We start from the raw sequence: 19,865 nt of genomic DNA, 5'->3' as shown, positions 1-19,865 counted from the left end.
TTTGCATTATAGGCGAAGCTATATATTGCAAATACGTTTTTATACCATTATACTTTTGTCCGTATGATGATATGCTATAGTTTTGGAGAAGTGAAAGGTTGATTGTGATGAATATATGGTTAAATATGTTAATGACGACAGGGCTCGGGGCAATTATTGGAGGGTACACAAATCATTTAGCGATAAAAATGTTATTTCGTCCTCATCGTCCGATTTATATTGGGAAGTTTCAGGTTCCATTTACGCCAGGGTTAATTCCGAAGCGCCGCGATGAGCTTGCTGTTCAATTAGGTAAAATGGTTGTAGACCATTTGTTAACACCAGAAGGAATCGGAAAAAAACTAACAAATAAAGATTTTCAAACCAGTTTAATTCGCTGGACACAAGTGGAAGTTGATAAAGTAATTACAAATGAACAGTCGTTACGGGATATGTTAGAAAAATGGAATTTAGAACATGTAGAAGAAGAGGCGATCGGGAAAATCGAACATGTTATTACAGAAAAAATTCATGCATTTTTAGCAGAGTACTATACATATACATGGGAACAGGCGTTACCTCATTCTGTTCATGAAAAAGTAGAGAATGCGATTCCGAATGTAGCATCTTTTATTTTTAAAAGAGGAATTAGCTTTTTGGAAAGTGAAGAAGGAAAGGAACGCCTTTCAAAAATGATTGATGACTTTTTCGCTTCCAGGGGAACGCTGCTTAACTTAGTTGGTATGTTTTTAGGGAATGTAAGTTTAGTTGATCGCGTGCAGCCGGAAGTCATTAAGTTTTTAGGACAAGATGGAACAGAGCGTCTGTTAACAGATGTACTGCAAAAAGAGTGGGAAAAGTTAAAAGGAAGAGACGTAAAAGAATTAGAAACGTTCGTAGAGAAAGAAATGATTGTGAACTCCATATTGTCAGCGGTTAAAGTAGAGGAAACAGTGAGTAGATTTTTAAATCAGTCTGTTCAGCAAGTATGTGAGCCAGTGCGAGAAACAATCGTTGAAAAAGTGGTCCCTAGCGCAGTAGAGAAAGGCTTGAAGTGGGGGACAGAAAATGTGGGAAGTATATTGGGAAATCTACAGCTTGCGGAAATTGTCCAGCAAGAAGTATCTACATTTTCAACAGAGAGACTAGAAGATCTCGTATTGTCCATTACAAAAAATGAGTTAAAAATGATTACATATTTAGGGGCGTTATTAGGAGGAACAATTGGATTTATTCAAGGGTTGTTACTCTTGTTCCTTAAGTAATAAAGATGGGTGCATAGAAATAAAAGTGAAATTTCTTCCCATCTCTTGCATAGTTTGATATGGTAGGAAGAGGTGCGTATGTAAATGCACTTAAAAGGCAGTGCGAGCGAAAAGCGCTAGCCTTCTAAAGGAGGAAAAATAAAATGACAAAAAACATTCATGATGTTGCATATGAATTACAAAAAACAATCGCTGAAAACGAAGATTTCCAAACATTAAAAGCAAGCTACGCAGCAGTACAAGGAGATGCAGAGTCAAAGAACTTATTCGAAGAGTTCCGCGCGATGCAACTTGGCTTACAACAAAAAATGATGCAAGGCCAAGAAATCACTGAAGAAGACAACCAAAAAGCACAAGAAGTTGTAGCTCGCATTCAACAAGATGCAAAAATCACAAAGTTAATGGAAACTGAGCAACGTTTAAACATCGTTATCACTGACGTTAACAAAATTATCATGAAGCCACTTGAAGAATTATATAGCGCGCAACAAGCGTAATGATAGAAGACGCTCCTAGTATGGGGGCGTTTTTTTGTGTAGGAAATTTGATAGTCCTTCCACAAAAAAATCCCCTTCAAAATAGCCATGTGTTAGTGACTGTTTTGAAGGGGATATATGATGTATCTTTCAATTTCTCTTTTACATATATAATTACTTGTTGAAATACTCAGTTCTAATATTTTTTTCTTTCAAAAACTTTTCAATTTCTTTTTGCTTCCTACCATTAACTTTCTCAAAGCGTTTTGTAAAAGAAAAATCAGTTTTGAATAAGTTACCATCTTGCGCGATTTTGTCTAATTCGTGCTCTAGTTCTACTGAAAGTGCCGTAGATGCTGAAATGAATTCATACATTTCTTTCGAAGGTTTTTTGTAATCATCAGGGATCGTATTGTTACTAATAAAATCATGGAAATTCGCATCATTTTGTTGCGCTAAATCTACTAGTTGCTTTAATTTCTCTCGGTCGGATTCCGTGACATTCTCGTCAGACATAGATGATGAAAGTGGAACGATGTTTTCGTCTAACTCTCCGCTATAATCTAAATAAGTTTTTATATTTTGTTTCATTTCGTTTTCGTTAATCGTTTCATTCTTTTTTGAGGAAGTGAATATAGTTTCTGGAATTTTTATCCTTACATCTTTAATAGATTGCACATCGTTTTCTTCCTTAGGTTGTGCACTGTTTGAACAAGCTGATAGAAATAAAATTGTAAGTAACATGAGTAGATATAAAGTATACTTCTTCATTTTAATCTCCTTTTATATTCATTATTATCTTTGTAAAATAGCTATATTCCATTTCAAATACTTTACTAAAGTTGCGTATAGATGTTTTACCATTTGGTAAGATATGACGGATATGAGTAAACCGCTGCAAAAAGCGATGAACACATTATAAACATCGGAATAACTAATTTGATGAAATCCTTTAAAAAAGCCTAACCCTATTAATAAAATAGGTGAAATGATTAATAATGGAGTGGCAATGATAAGGGCTAGAAGAATCGGTAATAAAAAGAGTAGTACGAAAAAGGCGATAATGATAAAGGCAAAGTTTAAAACACTTAAGCTCATAACAGAAAATAGTGCGGTTATCATATTTTTGAAGCTTCGTTTATTGTCCGCGTTTTGTATTGCATAGGAAACATTAAGTTCTTTAGCAATAGTTTTAGGGTCTCCTAGTTTCCTGGAAATTTCTTCTTCAGATTTCCCATCCTGTTTAGCACTGATAAAATGAGTTTCATACTCTGAAATAATATCTTTCTTTTCTAAACTAGGCATATTCCGCAGGGAAGAACTAAGTTGTTCCAAAAATTCACTTTTGTTCATAACAATCACTTTCCTTTATAAAATGATGAATTACAGCTGAGAATCCTATCTTTTGAAAAGGGGGATACGAATTACAAAGTTCGTTCCAATTATTAGGCATTCCAATATTTACAAATATATCATTTAGTAGTGTTCTTTGCAAGGTACTATAATCTTATTAATACTGTGATTAGATGGGATTTTTTCGTGCATTTTTAGAGGAGATATAAAAATATTATTTTAGGATAAACAAAGGGTTGTAAGCGTATTCCTTAGAGGTTGTCAAAAAACTGTCAAATTCATATCGTTGGAAAAATAATGCATTTGTACTATAATGATAAACGAGATATATTACACTATGTTAATTAATGTGGTGAAGTATATAAAATTAAAATCTTTATTACACACATTATGAAATAAAGGGATGATTAGTTTGAGTACAGGTGTAAAAGCAAACGACGTGAAAACAAAAACAAAAGGAGCAGATCTTGTTGTTGATTGTTTAATTAAACAAGGTGTTACACATGTTTTCGGTATTCCAGGAGCGAAGATTGACTCTGTATTTGATGTACTGCAAGAAAGAGGACCAGAGTTAATTGTTTGTCGTCATGAACAAAATGCAGCTTTTATGGCAGCTGCTATTGGTAGATTAACAGGGAAACCGGGCGTATGTCTTGTAACTTCAGGACCAGGGACATCAAATTTAGCGACAGGTCTTGTTACTGCGAATGCGGAGAGTGATCCCGTTGTTGCTTTAGCTGGTGCAGTTCCGCGTACAGATCGATTAAAACGTACGCATCAATCTATGGATAATGCTGCATTATTCGAACCAATCACTAAATATAGCGTAGAAGTCGAGCATCCTGATAATGTACCAGAAGCACTTACTAATGCATTTCGAAGTGCTACTTCTACAAATCCAGGAGCAACACTTGTAAGTCTTCCGCAAGACGTTATGACTGCGGAAACGACAGTAGAATCTATCGGTGCGCTTTCTAAGCCACAGCTTGGAATCGCTCCCACAAATCATATTGAATACGTAGTAGAAAAAATAAAATCAGCAAAATTACCAGTTATTTTACTCGGTATGAGAGCAAGCACCAATGAAGTAACGAAAGCAGTTCGTGAGTTAATTGCTGGTACAGAACTTCCTGTTGTTGAAACATATCAAGCAGCTGGTGCAATTTCACGTGAGTTAGAAGATCATTTCTTCGGCCGCGTTGGATTATTCCGTAACCAACCAGGTGATATTTTACTAGAAGAAGCGGATTTTGTTTTATCTATCGGCTATGACCCAATTGAGTATGATCCGAAATTCTGGAATAAACTTGGCGATAGAACAATTATTCACCTTGATGATCACCAAGCAGATATCGACCATGATTACCAACCAGAGCGTGAATTAATTGGCGATATCGCTTTAACTGTAAATAGCATTGCGGAGAAATTACCGAAGCTTGTATTAAATACGAAATCAGAAGCAGTTTTAGAACGATTACGCTCGAAATTATCAGAGCAAGCAGAAGTTCCAAATCGTGCTTCAGAAGGTGTTACGCATCCACTTCAAGTCATTCGTACACTTCGTTCTTTAATTAGTGACGATACAACCGTTACATGTGACATCGGTTCCCATTCTATTTGGATGGCGAGATGTTTCCGTTCTTATGAACCACGTAGACTATTATTTAGTAACGGTATGCAAACGTTAGGTGTTGCACTTCCTTGGGCAATTGCAGCTACTTTAGTTGAACCGGGCAAGAAAGTTGTTTCCGTGTCAGGTGATGGTGGTTTCTTATTCTCTTCGATGGAGTTAGAAACAGCGGTACGTTTAAATGCGCCTGTTGTCCATCTCGTTTGGAGAGATGGTACATATGATATGGTTGCGTTCCAACAAATGATGAAATACGGTAGAACATCAGCTACAGAGTTTGGCGATGTTGATCTTGTGAAATATGCAGAAAGTTTCGGTGCAATAGGTCTTCGTGTCAATACACCAGACGAATTAGAAGGTGTATTGAGAGAAGCGTTAGAAGCAGAGGGTCCTGTCATTATTGATATTCCAATTGACTACCGTGACAACATTAAATTAAGCGAAAAATTATTACCAAACCAATTAAACTGATGGGGGCATGAGTGAGATGACTGTTGCGGAATTAATTGATATTGATGCAAAAAGAACGAAAATGAGTAATGAAGTATATCAAACATCTACAATGCTTGCGCTATTAGATGGTATATACGATGGTGTTATTAACTTTGAGGAACTGAAAGAACGTGGTGATTTTGGCATCGGTACATTTGATCAATTAGATGGTGAAATGATTGCGTTTGATAATGAGTTTTACCATTTACGTTCAGACGGTTCAGCGGAAAAAGTAGAACCGGAAGAAACAACACCTTTTGCGACTGTAACGTTTTTTGAAAAAGAAATGAGTTATACGGTAGAGCGTCCGATGAATCGTGAAGAAGTGGAAGCATTATTACATGAGTTAATGCCAAGTAAAAACTTATTTTACGGTATTCGAATGGACGGTACGTTCCGTGAAGTTAGAACGAGAACTGTTCCAAGACAAGAAAAACCGTATACGCCGCTCGTTGAAGTGACGAAATCACAACCGATTTTTTCGTTTAAAGATACAGAAGGTACGCTAGCTGGATTTTGGACACCAGATTATGCGCAAGGTATTGGTGTAGCTGGTTTCCACTTACATTATATTGATGATGAAAGAAGCGGGGGAGGACATGTTTTCGACTATGTTGTAGAAAACTGTACGATCCAAATTTGTCAAAAAGCTCATATGCATTTAGCACTTCCAGAAACAGCTGATTTTATGGCGGCGGAATTATCAAGAGAAAACTTAGAGAATGATATTGCGACCGCGGAAGGTGCGGAGTAAAAAGGAATCGGAATTATGTATTCTCTATATAAAGAACCGAAGTCTTGTTCAGGCTTCGGTTTTTTTCATTGATTTGCAATCTTCGAGTGAAATTCCCCTATCCAATTTCACTGCACCGCCTCATTATGTTTCTTTTGTAAAATGAAAACTCAATTTTGAAGCAAAAGAAATATAAATTTCTCTCCAAACATATACATCAAAAGGATAGGGGGGATATGATGGAAAACTCCATTACTATTAGTTTATGCATGATTGTAAAAGATGAAGAACAAACTATATCAAAATGCTTAGAATCGGTTAAAAGTGTTGTGGATGAAATTATTATTGTAGATACAGGTTCCACAGATGCTACAAAAGAAATTGTGAAGAAGTACGACGCGAAAGTTTATGATTTTCAATGGATTGAAGATTTTTCAGCGGCACGAAACTTTGCGTTTTCTAAAGCTACAAAAGAATATATTCTTTGGCTAGACGCAGATGACATAATAGATACGGAAGATATAAAGAAATTGTTGCAGTTAAAACATACGTTAGATCGTAGTACGGATGCAGTATCTATGAAATATTATTTAACTTTTGATATAGAAGGAAATCCAACACATTCTTTAAGGAGATATCGATTAGTCAACAGAAGTAAAAATTTTCAATGGTATGGATTTGTTCATGAATATTTAGAGGTGTATGGAAATCTTATAAATAGTGACGTAGGGGTAAGTCATAAAAAAGAAAAAGCATATACTAATCGTAATTTGAAAATATATGAAAAACATCTTGAGAGTGGAAAAGAGTTTAGCCCCCGCGATGTGTACTATTATGCAAATGAATGTAAGGATCACAGATTATTTGATAAGGCTGTTAAGGGGTATTCTAGGTTTTTAGATGAAGAAAAGGGTTGGGTTGAAGATAACATTCAAGCATGTTTAAAAAGAGCCGAATGTTATTTAGAATTGGGAGACTTAAAAAAATCTATACAGTCTTGTTTACAATCATTTACGTATGACACGCCTAGAGGAGAACTTTGTTGCCACTTAGGACGTGTATTTTTGCAACAAGGGGAATATTCTAAAGCGATATATTGGTACCATGCAGCAATTGACGGGCCACGACCAAAGGATTCGCCGTTTGTTCGAGAAGAGTGTCATACATGGTTGCCGCATATTCAACTATGTATTTGTTATGATCGAATAAAAGAATATGAAAAGGCAATTTATCATAACGAACAAGCTGCACTGTTCATACCTAATAATCCGAGCATTGAATATAATAGAAAATATTTTGATAGTTTATCGGAAAAATAATATTTAATAATACTAGATAATCATTTTGGCTGCTGAGAGGAGTTTGATTCATGCTCACAAGTATAATTATATTGACTCATAATCAATTACAGTATACAAAAGAATGCATCCAAAGTATTAGAACTTATACAGTGGAACAAGAGTATGAGTTAATAGTTGTGGACAACGCGTCAACAGATGGTACTGTAGAATGGTTACAAAAACAATCGGATATTATGCTAGTGGAAAATGCGGAGAATATGGGTTTTCCAAAGGGATGCAATCAGGGAATTAAAGAGGCAAAAGGTGACAATATTCTATTATTGAATAATGATGTGGTCGTAACTGAAAATTGGCTAAGCAACTTAATTCGGTGTTTATATGAAAGTAAGGATACTGGAGCGGTAGGGCCCATAACTAATAATGCCGCTTACTATACTGCTATACCAACCTTTTATAAAGATATTGAAGGAATGCAGAAGTTTGCAACTTTATATAATCAAAGTGATAAAGATAAATGGGAAGAACGTATGAAATTAATCGGATTCTGTATGCTTATAAAAAAATCAGTGTTAGATGAAGTTGGATTATTAGATGAACGATTTACACCGGGGAATTATGAAGATGATGATTTGTCACTAAGAATGTTTGAAAAAGGATATAAACTGTATTTATGTAAAGATACATTTATTCATCACTACGGAAGTGTCTCATGGAAAGAAGATAGTATGAAATTTTCTGTAGTTTTACATGCAAATAATATAAAATTGTATGAAAAATGGGGATTTTATGGTGAAAGTTTATACATTCATTATGATTTACTAGCAATTGTAGATCGATTTGCGCCTGATCAAGTGAATATTCTTCATATAGGAGCTGGATGTGGTGCAACTTTATTAGAAATGAAAAGGCGTTACCCGGCAGTTTCCATATTTGGAGCAGAAATTAATGAAAAAGCAGCAGCTCTTGCAAATAGGGTAGCTCCTACAACTTCTGCTGAGTATGATAAGTTACATGAGGTATTTACAGATGAAAAATTCCAGTACATTTTGTTATCACATCCTATTGAGCCAGCGAAATTACCGCAGGTCATACAATCTATGTCACAACTTTTAACGCCAACAGGAACTTTCATTATGTCGAAATTCAATTTGGATAATTATTATGCATTAAAAAAATAATGCTTTTAAGATTTTCTCTTTGGAGATGAGCTGTATTTGGCAATGTTGGAGGAACAACGGTTTCTTTTATAGAAACAAAACCGAAATCCGAGCCCGGATTTCGGCTTTTCGACGTGTGATGAATTACGAAAAAAGAGCTATCCTATAAGTTGGTTTCACTTACTTATAGGATAGCTTCTTTATTTTGAAACAAACGGATGCTTTTCATAATAAAACCGCCATGGGTAGTGAATGGCTTCTTCTGAGTAATCAATATTAATACGAGGGCCAGCTATTATGTTATGTGTGGATGATAAATGTTCTTCTTCCGGAACTAGCTCAATATGTAACGTATCACTTTGAAGTGATACGCCGCGCTCTTCTAAAGTGATTCCGAGCGCGCGGCATAGTTTTCCGGGGCCATTTGTTAAGTTTTTATACTGAGCTTTCGTAATGTCAGTTTTGTTGTAGCGCGCTAGTTTCATGTCTTCGATTCCATCTACAGGTTCAAGGGCACGAATGAGAACTCCTTGCGGGGTGCCGATTGGTGCTGTAATTACGTTAAAGCAATGATACATGCCGTAAATTAAATATACGTAAGCATGTCCGGGTGCACCGAACATTACTTCTGTTCGATCAGTCCGTCTGCCTCCGTAACTATGAGCGGCCTTATCATCTGGACCTTTGTATGCTTCTACTTCTACAATAAAACCGCTCCGCTTTATGCCGTCTACAATATGAACGAGTTTATGTCCGAGTAACTTCTTTGCGACCTCTAACGTATCGCCTTCATAAAAAGAAGGAGGTGCCTGCATTGTACTATCTCCTTTGCCAGTTGTATATGTATATAGTAAACCAAATTTTCAGTAGTAATTCTAACTCGTTCTATTTACTACATTTATTTCATAAATTATGGATAGAGTACAACAGCGAAGAGGGGGAGTGCGACATGATTTATCGCTTACTAGCTCTTAATATAGATGGGACACTACTATACAACAACGGAAAAATCGCAAAAGGGATACGAGAAACAATTGACTTTGTGAAAAGAAAAGATGTATACGTTACATTATTTACGAATCGTAATTTTCAATCTGCTCATAAAATAGCGAAGGCGTTAAAATTAGATTCTATATTAGTTACGCATGGCGGTGCTTTCGTTTCAGCATCGTTAGATAAGCCGTTCGCTCAAAGGAGATTATCTGAAGAGAAAACCTTTAATATTGTGCAAGTGTTAGAGCATTTTGATTGTAATGTTCGCATTTCTCATGAACGATATTCAATTGGGAATCGTGAGAGAAATACACCAAACTTAATTGCGCGTACTGTATTATCAAGCGCAGATCCATTATTTTATCCGGTTCAATTTGTAGATTCGCTAGGGGATGCACTGCGTGATCATCCAGTAGCTGCACCAAAAATTGATATTGTTTTCCATACGAAAGGTGAAAAAGAAAGAGGGATGAATACGTTAAAAAAGGCATTTCAAGATGTAGAGTACGTCGAGTGTGATGAAAGACATATAGAAATTCTCCCTCAAAATGTATCAAAACTACGTGGTTTACAATTACTTGGGGAGCATTTAAATATTAACCTTAGTGAAATGGTTGCGATTGGAGATAGCGTAGAAGACTTAGAGGTAATTGAAAATGTTGGGCTTGGGGTAGCGATGGGGAACGCTCCTGTAGAATTAAAGCAAGCGGCGGACTGGATTACACGTTCTAATACTGAGAACGGCGTAGAGTACATGATTAAAGAGCATTTTCGTAAGCAATTCCCGCTTCCTTTTTTAAAGAATCATAAACATACACCGAAACGATGAAAGAAAAACGTAGCTTTTTGGCTACGTTTTTTTGTCGACTTTATTTGAAAAGTTTAAATCAATATTCCAATAAGAAATGAAAGCGTTTCAGGCGAGGAATTGTGTCTGTAATCCATACAATTCACTTGAATACTTTAGAAAACTGTTGTAGAGTGGATGATGTTGCCAAAATAGTTACACCACATGAAATATTCTTCGAGTTAATTTTATTGAGCTCCCGTACGTAAAAACACTTCAGCATGTTAGTTTAGTTCACGTATTATCTCAAAAATGAATTGTAGTAGTTTCGCCAATTAGTTGTAGAGCTTCTTTGTTTTATTTAAATGGATTATTTGTAAATTAGTATGAATAGGTTTTAAGTACATCTGAAATGTACTTCTTGTTATAAGTTTTTGAAATTTGAAAAGGGGGAATGAATTTCTTGAGGAAATCATTAAGTCAAAAAGTAAAAAAGATATGCAGTAGTTTTATAATTATATTGTTAGTATGTATGAATTTTTTAATCCATTTACCGTATAAAGCGGAGGCAGCTACAACAGAATTAAAAGGTTTAGGCGATACATCTTATTATAACGCAATCATTTTTGGTGATCATAGTGCAACGAGTGCGGATATTGAGGGTGCGATGGCTGTTCAAAAGAACATGAACGCATCAAGTTATACAGTCGTAGCGGCTGCAACTGAAGCAAACAACTTAGCTGGAGCAACATGGAAAGATGAAGGATATCCATCATTATTACTAGGTGGTCAATTTACGAAAGCGGGAGCAGGACAAGTAATCATTCAAGATGGAACAGTGGCGATGACAAAAGATGGTGACCCAGAAGGTGCAATGAAGTCATCTTATGACCGTATCTCTTATAAAGAGCAAGCAGAGATTGATGCCAAGTTCAAAGAATTTAGAAAAGACGTTGATGGTGTAATTGGAGATGCGAGTCAATTACATACTGATAAACCAAAACCTAATATGAGTTTTGGCATCGGAGAGGATGTAAACAATCCTAATATTTATGTTTCTTCAGGCTTAACAGGAAAAAAAACATTTGATGTAAGAGATGTTTATCTTCCGAATGTAAATAACAAAGACTTTATTGTTATTTATTCAGACGCAGAAGAAGTGAATTTTGGTAGCGGTGCAATTTTGTACGATACGAAAAATACTGGGATGGCAACAGACTTAATTAATACATCACAAGCATATGATCCTAATTCACCTTTTACTGAGTTAGCTAGTAAAGTAATTTGGGCGTTTCCGAATGCTACAAAAATATCAACAAAAGGATATGGCGTAGTAGGAAGTGTGTTTGCTCCAAATGCTGTTGTAGAGACAAAGGGTGGTTCTATTAATGGACAAGCCTATGTTGGGGGATTACACCAAAGAGATGGGTTTGAGGTTCACAATTTTAAATTTAACTGGCCGAAATGGAAAAATCCATCAGTTGAAAAAGGAAATTTACAAATTAAAAAAGTTGATGCAAACGATGAAAACATTGTTTTAAAAGATGCAAAATTTGATGTTATAGACAAAGACAATAATGTTGTAGCTACTGTTACAACGAATGAAAAGGGTATTGCTGAAGTCAAGGATTTACCACTTGGTGACTATTTTGTAAAAGAAATAAGTGCACCAGAAGGATATATAAAAGTTGATACACCAGTAAAAGTAACAATTAATGGTACAAACGTAATTGAAATTGTTATGAAGAATACGAAAAAAGTAGAGAATGGTCAATTTAAATTGTTGAAAAAAGATAGTGAATCTGGTCAACTTCTACCAGGTGCAAAATTTGATGTTATAGATAAAGATGGAAATGTTGTTGAAACAATTATTACAGATGGTAAAGGTGCAGCTTTATCAAAACAACTTCCAGTTGGAACATATACATTAAAAGAAGTTGAAGCACCAAAAGGTTATGAACTATCATCTAGCTCAGTTCGTGTTGATGTAGCTGCTAATAAAACAGTGACTGTAGATGTGTTGAATAAAAAAATCGCTGAAAAAGCTACAGGCCAATTTGAAATCGTAAAAGTAGATGCGAATGATAAAACGAAGCTATTATCGGACGCAGAGTTTGAAGTGTATAAAGATGGTGAAAAGGTAGATACGTTACGAACAGATAAAACAGGTAAAGTAATATCTACGAAATTAGAACCAGGAAAGTACACATTAAAAGAAACGAAAGCACCACAAGGATATAAGTTGTTAAAAGAAGAAATTGAAGTCGTTGTGGAAGCAAACAAAGTAGTACAAGTACAAGTAGAAAATGCGAAAGAACTAGGAAGCTTACAAGTAATCAAAAAGGATGCAGAGAGTGGAAAAGTTCTAGAAGGCGCGGAATTTAGACTGAAGAACGAAAGTGGTCAAGTAGTTGGAGAAGCGAAAACAACGAATAAAGATGGTGTTGTGACATTCGAAAACTTAGTGCCAGGTAAGTACACGTTAGAAGAAACGAAAGCGCCGGAAGGCTACAAAGCGGTAGAATTAAAAGTGGAAGTAAATGTTGTAGCAAATGAAGTAGTAAAACAAGAAGTATTGAATGAAAAAGTGAAAGAAAAAATCACAGGTCAAGTAGAAATTACAAAGATAGATGCTAATGATACAGATAAAAAATTAGAAGGTGCAGTGTTTGAAATTCTGAAAGATGGAATAAAAATAGACACATTAACATCAGATAAAAATGGTAAAGCAACTTCGAAGAAACTGGAACCAGGAGATTACGTTTTAAAAGAAGTCCAGGCTCCAGAAGGATATAATTTATCTGATAAGGGAATTGAATTTACGATTTCTAATGAGAAAGTAGAAGTTATAAAGCTTCAAATTACCAATGAAAAAGAAACAGGAAAAGGTCCAGAGAAACCAGGTGGAGAGACAGAAACACCAGGTGGAGAGACAGAAACACCAGGTGGAGAGACAGAAACACCAGGTGGAGAGACAGAAACACCAGGTGGAGAGACAGAAACACCAGGTGGAGAGACAGAAACACCAGGTGGAGAGACAGAAACACCAGGTGAAGGAACAGAAACACCAGGTGGAGAAACAGAAACACCTGGTGAAGGAACAGAAAAGCCAGGTGAAGGAATAGAAAAGCCAGGTGAAGGAACAGAAAAACCAGGTGGAGGAATAGAAAAACCAGGTGGGGAAACAGGAACACCAGGTGAAGGAATAGAAAAGCCAGGTGAAGGAACAGAAAGCCCAGGAGAAGAAGTAGAAAAGCCTAACTTACCAGAAAAAGAACAAGGCGGTTCTAATAATCAAAAACTTCCAGCTACAGGGCATAATACGGATTACCTTCCATTTATAGGTGTAATTCTGGTGTTATTAGGAATACGTTTAAGATTTATGATTAAAAATAGCTAATAGGTTTATAAAAGGCATAAGAGAAATGTTATCTCTTATGCCTTTAAGTTTTTAATAGACGAAATAAGGTAAAACCTTCTGTATTGACCTTCAAACGCCCTTCAAGTAAACTAAAGAGAGTTTGCAAATGAAAAGGTGATAATGTTGTTAATTTCAATTAAAACGTTACAAGATGATCGTTTTTTACGTCCGCTACAAAATATTGGCGGTTTATTTTTTGAAGAGAGCACGATAGGGTTTGAGAAAGAAGAAGCAAATCTTATCGTTGATATACAGATAGAAGGTAATGTGACAGCATCGGCTCGTTTAACAGATGTTGCAACCGGAAATGTATATGAAGAAACATTCGCGAAAGATTTATCTGCTTTCACAGAAGAAAAAGAACGTATGAAGCAAGTGAAACATGTTGTTTCTTACGTATATCTTTCTGTACTTCAACAGCTAACTGGACTTGAACAGAGCTGGGGAATATTAACTGGGGTACGCCCAACGAAACTTCTTCACAAACTGCTTCAAAATGGTATGTCAAAAGAAGAAGCGCATAAAGAACTTCGTGAAAGTTATTTAATTCATGAAGAGAAAATTGAACTTCTTCAGCGTATTGTTGATTGCCAATTAGCGGTTGTTCCGGATTTATACCGTTTGAAAGAAGAAGTAAGTATTTACATCGGTATTCCGTTTTGTCCTACAAAATGTGCGTACTGTACGTTCCCAGCTTATGCAATTAACGGACGCCAAGGATCAGTTGATTCGTTCTTAGGCGGGTTACATTATGAAGTTCGTGAAATTGGTAAGTTTTTAAAAGAAAAAGGTGTTACAGTTACGACGATTTATTACGGCGGCGGTACACCGACGAGTATTACAGCAGAAGAGATGGATATGTTGTATGAAGAAATGTACCAAGCTTTCCCTGATGTGAAAGATGTACGTGAAGTAACAGTTGAGGCAGGTCGCCCAGATACGATCACACCAGCAAAGCTAGAAGTGTTAAATAAATGGAATATTGACCGTATTAGTATTAATCCGCAGTCATACCACCAAGAAACACTAAAAGCAATTGGACGTCATCACACTGTAGAAGAAACGATTGAGAAGTATCATTTAGCACGTGAAATGGGAATGAACAATATTAATATGGATTTAATTATTGGTCTTCCTGGTGAAGGATTAGACATCTTTAAGCATACGTTAGATGAAACAGAAAAGTTAATGCCAGAATCGTTAACAGTTCATACGTTATCATTTAAACGTGCTTCTGAAATGACGCAAAACAAACGTAAATATAAAGTAGCAGGTCGCGAAGAAATTACTGCGATGATGCATGAGGCGGAAGAGTGGACGAAGAACCATAATTACGTGCCATACTATTTATATCGTCAAAAAAACATTTTAGGTAACTTAGAAAACGTTGGGTATGCAATACCGACGCAAGAAAGTATCTACAATATTGTTATTATGGAAGAAGTACAATCGATTATCGGACTTGGTTGCGGGGCATCAAGTAAATTTGTTCACCCACAAACAGGAGCAATTACACACTTTGCGAATCCGAAAGATCCAAAATCATATAACGATGGCTTCGTGAAATATACAGAAGATAAACTGAAAATTTTAGAAGAGCTATTCGTGTAAGAAGAAGGGGGTTGTTCCGATTTGGAACAGCCTCATTTTATATTGTCAGTTTTTGTCGGTAAGTCGATATATTCGAAAAATAGCTGATATAAATTGAGTTGCGTCCGATATATTCAAAAAATCGCCGATATAATTTCATTTACCATCAAACGGTCCATATGTAAAACTATGTCGATAATAATCAGAAAAATTAGTCAGATTATTAGAGGACAATGTCTACTTATAGACGAAATGATAGATTTATGAAAGAGAAAAGGGGGAAATTGTTGGCATGTACATGACGATAGGGAGAATTTTTGATTTGACAGTTGGCAAATATCCGAATAAAGAGGCGTTAGTAGAACCAGAAAAAAATATTCGTTGGACATATAAACAGTGGGATGAGCAAATAAATAAAACGGCGCAAGCTCTATTGAAAGAAGGAGTAAGAAAGGGAGATTGTGTATCTGTTTACCTATATAACTGTCGTGAATTTGTAAACGTTTACTTAGCCTGTGCGAAAATTGGCGCGATCTTCAATCCAATTAATTTCCGCTTAAAAGCAAAAGAATTATCGTATATCCTCCAAGATGCAGCCTCGAGAGTAGTTGTCTTTGAAAAAGCAGTCGAATCAACAGTTACTATGATTGAACGAGATTTTCCAAATTCGTCTTTTTGGTACGTGGAAGACGATGCACCTTCCTATGCTAGTTCTTACCATGAAAAAGTAAATGAAGCATCAGCTGAAAAAGTAGATATTGTAGTCGATGAAATGGATTTTTGTTCTATGCTTTATACGAGCGGAACGACGGGTCATCCGAAAGGCGTACTACATCGCCATCGTGATATGGCTGAGCATAGTATGATTTGTACGTATTTCATAAAATATAATAGGGATAGCGCCGGGCTTGTGGTAGCACCTTTATATCATTGCGGCGAGTTAAATGCTGGAATTATACCGCGCATTCAAGTTGGCGGAAAGAATGTTATTTTACATCATTTTGATACGGATAGAGTATTACATACCATTCAAGAAGAGAAGATTACGACGTTTTTTGCAGCACCGACGATGTGGAATATGTTATTGCAAAAAGATCTAGTCGAGTATGATTTAACTTCGATGAAGATCGGTGTATATGGCGGGGCTGCGATGGCTCCAGCGCTAGTGAAGGAATGTAAAGAGCGCCTTTATATTGATCTTGTCCAAATTTACGGAATGACAGAAATGGGACCGGTTGTTGCGTTTCTCGTAGAAGAGGATCAAATTACGAAAGCTGGTTCAGCAGGAACACCGTGCTTTAGCCATGAAATTCGAATCGTCAAACCGAACGAAGATGGACCAGCAGAGCCAGATGATATGTTGCCTCCTTATGAAGTAGGGGAAATTATTTTACGCGGCCCGACTATGATGGCTGGATATCATAACCGAGAAGAAGCAAATGCAAAATCGATGTATAAAGGATGGTATCATTCTGGTGATTTAGGTTACTTCGATAAAGACGGTTATTTATTCGTTGCAGACCGCGTTGATGATATGGTAATTAGTGGCGGCGTTAATATTTATCCTCGCGAAATTGAAGATTTCCTTCATAGTCACCCTGGTGTATTAGATGTTGCGGTACTTGGTGAGCCCGATGAACTATGGGGAGAGCGTGTCGTTGCGGTTGTTGTAAAGAAAGATGAAAATATTACAGAAGCTGATTTAGAAACGTATTGCAAAGAAAGTGATGAATTAGCAGACTATAAACGTCCGCGTCATTACTTATTTGTAGATGAACTTCCGCGTAATGCGAGTGGGAAGTTGCAAAAATTTGTGCTGAGAGAGTCGTTAAAAGGTATGAAAAAATAATGAAAAAATGCCTTTCCAAATTTGGAAAGGCATTTTTATTATTTGCGTGAGAAACCTTCTTCATCAAGGTATTCCGCTGCTTCTGGATAAGAGTTGAATGTACCGTCTAAGTTTACGCCAGCGTAAACGTTCCACATGTCATCCTCTTGAATAAGAGTTAGGATATGACCGTCTTCGTTCTTCCATTCCTCTTCGGCAGCAGGTTCTATTGGTGCTACAATTTCCTCTTGCTCCTGTGATAGACGTTCAATTACTTTTTCAATTAATGAACGCAGTTCTTCTTCTGAAAACTCACGGATGTTAATCATACCTTTATCATCTGTTCTATAACCTTTAATGAAGTTTGCATATACAAATCCGTTTCCATTTGGGTGTAAATGATATACAACGTTCTTTTTATCTAAACGACTTTCTTCAAAGTGAAAGTTTACGCGTTTTAATGATACGTTCTTTCTTTCTAATTCCGGGAAAGATTCAATAATTGATAATTTTTCTTCAAAAGTTAGCATAGTGCCTCCAAGTATATAGTAAAAGATTTAATTTGTTCATTATAGCATAGTCAAGTTTGTTTCCAAAGGTAGATTCGTCATATTGCTGTTTTTTAGTTTGACTTGGGAAGGCTATTTATCAATGTAGACGTTTACTTCACGAGACTGTAAAGAGTTTTTTATAAATACGCTAACGAATGATTTGTTTTAGATGTACAATGGAACATGGACTTTATAAGAAGGTGGTTATTTATATGTTTCAAAAAATAGCAAAGGAATGTTTAGCAGGGTTTACTGTTGCGATTGTTGCCTTGCCGCTAGCGATTGCATTTGGTATTGCTGCAACGGGAACGTCTGAGGGAGCACTTGTCGGATTGTATGGTGCAATTTTTGCAGGTTTGTTTGCGGCGTTATTTGGCGGTACACCGGGGCAAGTAACGGGTCCTACTGGGCCGATTACAGTAATTGCAACAGGCGTTATTGCAACTCACGGATTGGAAGCAAGCTTTATTGCATTTATGATGGCGGGGTTATTTCAAATTTTATTTGGTGTATGTAAGCTCGGCTCTTACGTTCGTTACATTCCGTATCCTGTTGTTTCAGGGTTTATGAATGGGATTGCACTGATTATTATTTTAGGTGAAATGAAGCACGTACAAAATAGCTTTCTGCTTGTGTTATTAACGATCATTGTAATGATTGTTTCTGGAAAATGGATTAAGGCCATTCCATCAAGTTTAGTAGCGTTAGTAGGTGTTACAGTAACGTTGCCGTTATTTTCTTCTATGCTACAAGGAATTACGGTAAACTTACCAGTTGTAGGAACTCTTTCTTTAAATAAGATGATTGAAAAAATAGGTGCAATTCCAGAGGCGATGCCATCTCTTCACGTACCGAATTTAGACGCAAATGGCATGTTAGCACTTGTATTACCAGCACTTAGTATTGCTTTACTAGGATCAATTGACTCGTTATTAACGTCTGTCGTAATGGATAATGTGACGGGGACACGTCATAAAAGTAATAAAGAATTAATCGGACAAGGTATTGGCAATATTGCGAGTGGTTTGTTCGGTGGATTAGCAGGAGCAGGTGCAACTGTTAGATCTATCGTCAATATAAGAAGCGGGGGGAAGACGGCACTGTCGGCTTGTATGCATAGTGTCATATTATTTATTTTCATTATGGGACTCGGTTCAGTGGTACAATATATTCCGCTTGCTGTATTATCAGGTATTTTAATTTTAACTGGCATCGGGATGTTTGATTGGGAAAGCATGAAGAAAGCACATGTAGCACCAAGAGGTGATGTGATTGTTATGTTCGTGACGATGGTTGTGACAGTGAAATTCGATTTAATGGTTGCTGTTGCGTTTGGCATTATTCTTTCCTTCATTATATACATGGTGAAGTGTAAAGAACGTAAAGCTTCTATTATAAAAGAAAAAGAAGCGACGTATACGATTCAGGGACCACTTTCATTTCTATCAGTAGATCGTATTTTTGCTTCTTTACAAGATGTGAAGTCACCAGTTAGTTTGCGTATGAAAGATGTACATTATATGGATGTATCAGGAGCTATAGCGTTATTAAACTTTGTTGAGCAATCGGATAAAGCAGGAGTGAGTGTGACACTTGAACATGTACATCCGCATGTTGAAAAGACGATAGTAATGATGGCGAATGATGAGCAAAAAGAGAAACTGCAGTTTTTAAAAGTTAAGGCAATATAACAATAAGAACCTTCACATGAATTGCGTTATAGAGTGTGAAGGTTCTTATTATTTGTATATGTGCTTACTATGTATAAAATCATTATATCTAAATGTTATACGTCTGTTGATAATTGATTTTCTACACAGTGTAGTAACATCTTAGATTAGCAATGTGCTATTATAAGAAGGTATATGAATTTTGAGATTCCTTTATATTCAGAAGGAAGAGCTTTAAGCTGGAGGGAATATTTGATGTACAAACAGTTACCACATGGAGTGAAGATCGGGATTACACGATCAATTGTTGTTTCTTTTGAGAGATATATGAAAGAAATTGAATGGAATGAAGAAAAATTTGATATGCAGCAATTTGTTGAACAGTGGAAACAATATTTATACACAAAATCAACTTGGATTAATAAAGTAGATGACGAGTTGAAAGGACATCCAGATTTCCATCAAGCATTAGCGATGAAAGTAAATGAAAAAATTAATGAGCTTATTAGTGAGCAGCCGAGTGAAGAACAATTAGAGCTGTTAAACAAGAGCGAAGTAAAGCATGTAGATGAAATGTGTAAACTAGAAGCTGAGTATCATATTGAACGTTTATTAGTAACGAAGTAGATTTTACATAAA

General features: G+C 36.2%; 16 protein-coding genes. 12 read left to right on the top strand and 4 right to left on the bottom strand.

Annotated elements, in window-relative coordinates; all coding sequences use genetic code 11:
* Positions 1 to 98 precede the first annotated feature (98 nt).
* Both CQ058_RS15755 and CQ058_RS15750 read left to right on the top strand, forming a co-directional pair.
* Positions 99 to 1,244 (top strand): DUF445 domain-containing protein, encoded by a 1,146-nt coding sequence (locus tag CQ058_RS15755; RefSeq protein WP_105589859.1) that lies wholly within the window; start codon positions 99 to 101, stop codon positions 1,242 to 1,244.
* A gap of 143 nt (positions 1,245 to 1,387) precedes the next feature.
* Complete coding sequence (locus CQ058_RS15750; protein ID WP_002125511.1) at positions 1,388 to 1,741, top strand: YlbF/YmcA family competence regulator; 354 nt, start codon at positions 1,388 to 1,390, stop codon at positions 1,739 to 1,741.
* A 153-nt stretch (positions 1,742 to 1,894) separates the two neighbouring features.
* On the opposite strand, the gene CQ058_RS15745 is transcribed toward CQ058_RS15750, so the two are convergent.
* Positions 1,895 to 2,491 carry an NDxxF motif lipoprotein gene (locus CQ058_RS15745; RefSeq protein ID WP_105589858.1) on the bottom strand — a complete coding sequence of 199 codons (597 nt, stop codon included), beginning with the start codon at positions 2,489 to 2,491 and terminating at the stop codon, positions 1,895 to 1,897.
* Positions 2,492 to 2,515: 24 nt separating this feature from the next.
* Positions 2,516 to 3,073, bottom strand: coding sequence for an HAAS signaling domain-containing protein (locus CQ058_RS15740; protein ID WP_002188462.1), 558 nt, complete (start codon positions 3,071 to 3,073; stop codon positions 2,516 to 2,518).
* Between the two features lie 412 nt (positions 3,074 to 3,485).
* Here CQ058_RS15740 and alsS point away from each other — a divergent pair, with 412 nt between their 5' ends.
* From alsS to CQ058_RS15720, 4 genes are all read left to right on the top strand, one after another.
* Positions 3,486 to 5,174, top strand: a complete 1,689-nt coding sequence (gene alsS, locus CQ058_RS15735) for an acetolactate synthase AlsS (protein ID WP_002125517.1) — start codon at positions 3,486 to 3,488, stop codon at positions 5,172 to 5,174.
* Between the two features lie 16 nt (positions 5,175 to 5,190).
* Positions 5,191 to 5,949 (top strand): alpha-acetolactate decarboxylase, encoded by a 759-nt coding sequence (gene alsD / locus CQ058_RS15730; protein WP_105589857.1) that lies wholly within the window; start codon positions 5,191 to 5,193, stop codon positions 5,947 to 5,949.
* A 218-nt stretch (positions 5,950 to 6,167) separates the two neighbouring features.
* Positions 6,168 to 7,247 carry a glycosyltransferase gene (locus CQ058_RS15725; RefSeq protein ID WP_002125520.1) on the top strand — a complete coding sequence of 360 codons (1,080 nt, stop codon included), beginning with the start codon at positions 6,168 to 6,170 and terminating at the stop codon, positions 7,245 to 7,247.
* A 50-nt stretch (positions 7,248 to 7,297) separates the two neighbouring features.
* A complete protein-coding gene (locus CQ058_RS15720) occupies positions 7,298 to 8,407 on the top strand; it encodes a glycosyltransferase (protein WP_002188467.1) in 1,110 nt (369 codons plus the stop codon).
* A 179-nt stretch (positions 8,408 to 8,586) separates the two neighbouring features.
* Here the strand turns inward: CQ058_RS15720 and CQ058_RS15715 are convergent, their stop codons facing one another.
* Entirely contained in the window at positions 8,587 to 9,201 is a 615-nt protein-coding gene (locus tag CQ058_RS15715) for a DNA-3-methyladenine glycosylase (RefSeq protein ID WP_002188469.1), read from the bottom strand.
* A gap of 134 nt (positions 9,202 to 9,335) precedes the next feature.
* Between CQ058_RS15715 and CQ058_RS15710 the strand changes: the two genes are divergently transcribed.
* From CQ058_RS15710 to CQ058_RS15695, 4 genes are all read left to right on the top strand, one after another.
* Positions 9,336 to 10,208 carry a Cof-type HAD-IIB family hydrolase gene (locus CQ058_RS15710; protein WP_000640394.1) on the top strand — a complete coding sequence of 291 codons (873 nt, stop codon included), beginning with the start codon at positions 9,336 to 9,338 and terminating at the stop codon, positions 10,206 to 10,208.
* 421 nt (positions 10,209 to 10,629) lie between these two features.
* Entirely contained in the window at positions 10,630 to 13,566 is a 2,937-nt protein-coding gene (locus CQ058_RS15705; protein ID WP_142396361.1) for a SpaA isopeptide-forming pilin-related protein, read from the top strand.
* Positions 13,567 to 13,707: 141 nt separating this feature from the next.
* Positions 13,708 to 15,198: a coproporphyrinogen III oxidase gene (locus CQ058_RS15700; RefSeq protein ID WP_002010930.1), complete on the top strand. Its 1,491-nt coding sequence runs from the start codon at positions 13,708 to 13,710 to the stop codon at positions 15,196 to 15,198.
* 271 nt (positions 15,199 to 15,469) lie between these two features.
* A complete protein-coding gene (locus CQ058_RS15695) occupies positions 15,470 to 17,026 on the top strand; it encodes a fatty acid--CoA ligase (protein ID WP_002188474.1) in 1,557 nt (518 codons plus the stop codon).
* 38 nt (positions 17,027 to 17,064) lie between these two features.
* Here CQ058_RS15695 and CQ058_RS15690 read toward each other — a convergent pair whose 3' ends face one another.
* Entirely contained in the window at positions 17,065 to 17,535 is a 471-nt protein-coding gene (locus CQ058_RS15690; protein ID WP_002030036.1) for a hypothetical protein, read from the bottom strand.
* A 233-nt stretch (positions 17,536 to 17,768) separates the two neighbouring features.
* Here CQ058_RS15690 and CQ058_RS15685 point away from each other — a divergent pair, with 233 nt between their 5' ends.
* Together CQ058_RS15685 and CQ058_RS15680 are read left to right on the top strand one after the other, a co-directional pair.
* Entirely contained in the window at positions 17,769 to 19,247 is a 1,479-nt protein-coding gene (locus CQ058_RS15685) for a SulP family inorganic anion transporter (RefSeq protein WP_105589855.1), read from the top strand.
* Between the two features lie 234 nt (positions 19,248 to 19,481).
* Complete coding sequence (locus CQ058_RS15680) at positions 19,482 to 19,853, top strand: hypothetical protein (RefSeq protein WP_002125538.1); 372 nt, start codon at positions 19,482 to 19,484, stop codon at positions 19,851 to 19,853.
* The last annotated feature ends 12 nt before the right edge of the window (positions 19,854 to 19,865 follow it).

It is taken from the genome of Bacillus sp. MYb56 (assembly GCF_002976445.1).
In the GTDB taxonomy this organism is placed as follows: Bacteria; Bacillota; Bacilli; order Bacillales; family Bacillaceae_G; genus Bacillus_A; species Bacillus_A mycoides.
This window is presented reverse-complemented; position numbering and strand designations above follow the sequence as displayed.

Bases quoted from the DNA above. Each gene is read 5' to 3' on its own strand.
- CQ058_RS15720 (WP_002188467.1), top strand. From the start codon at position 7,298: ATGCTCACAAGTATAATTATATTGACTCATAATCAATTACAGTATACA.
- CQ058_RS15680 (WP_002125538.1), top strand. From the start codon at position 19,482: ATGTACAAACAGTTACCACATGGAGTGAAGATCGGGATTACACGATCA.
- CQ058_RS15695 (WP_002188474.1), top strand. From the start codon at position 15,470: ATGTACATGACGATAGGGAGAATTTTTGATTTGACAGTTGGCAAATAT.
- CQ058_RS15745 (WP_105589858.1), bottom strand. From the start codon at position 2,491: ATGAAGAAGTATACTTTATATCTACTCATGTTACTTACAATTTTATTT.
- CQ058_RS15690 (WP_002030036.1), bottom strand. From the start codon at position 17,535: ATGCTAACTTTTGAAGAAAAATTATCAATTATTGAATCTTTCCCGGAA.
- CQ058_RS15710 (WP_000640394.1), top strand. From the start codon at position 9,336: ATGATTTATCGCTTACTAGCTCTTAATATAGATGGGACACTACTATAC.
- CQ058_RS15685 (WP_105589855.1), top strand. From the start codon at position 17,769: ATGTTTCAAAAAATAGCAAAGGAATGTTTAGCAGGGTTTACTGTTGCG.
- CQ058_RS15750 (WP_002125511.1), top strand. From the start codon at position 1,388: ATGACAAAAAACATTCATGATGTTGCATATGAATTACAAAAAACAATC.
- CQ058_RS15725 (WP_002125520.1), top strand. From the start codon at position 6,168: ATGGAAAACTCCATTACTATTAGTTTATGCATGATTGTAAAAGATGAA.
- CQ058_RS15700 (WP_002010930.1), top strand. From the start codon at position 13,708: ATGTTGTTAATTTCAATTAAAACGTTACAAGATGATCGTTTTTTACGT.
- CQ058_RS15715 (WP_002188469.1), bottom strand. From the start codon at position 9,201: ATGCAGGCACCTCCTTCTTTTTATGAAGGCGATACGTTAGAGGTCGCA.
- CQ058_RS15740 (WP_002188462.1), bottom strand. From the start codon at position 3,073: ATGAACAAAAGTGAATTTTTGGAACAACTTAGTTCTTCCCTGCGGAAT.
- alsD (WP_105589857.1), top strand. From the start codon at position 5,191: ATGACTGTTGCGGAATTAATTGATATTGATGCAAAAAGAACGAAAATG.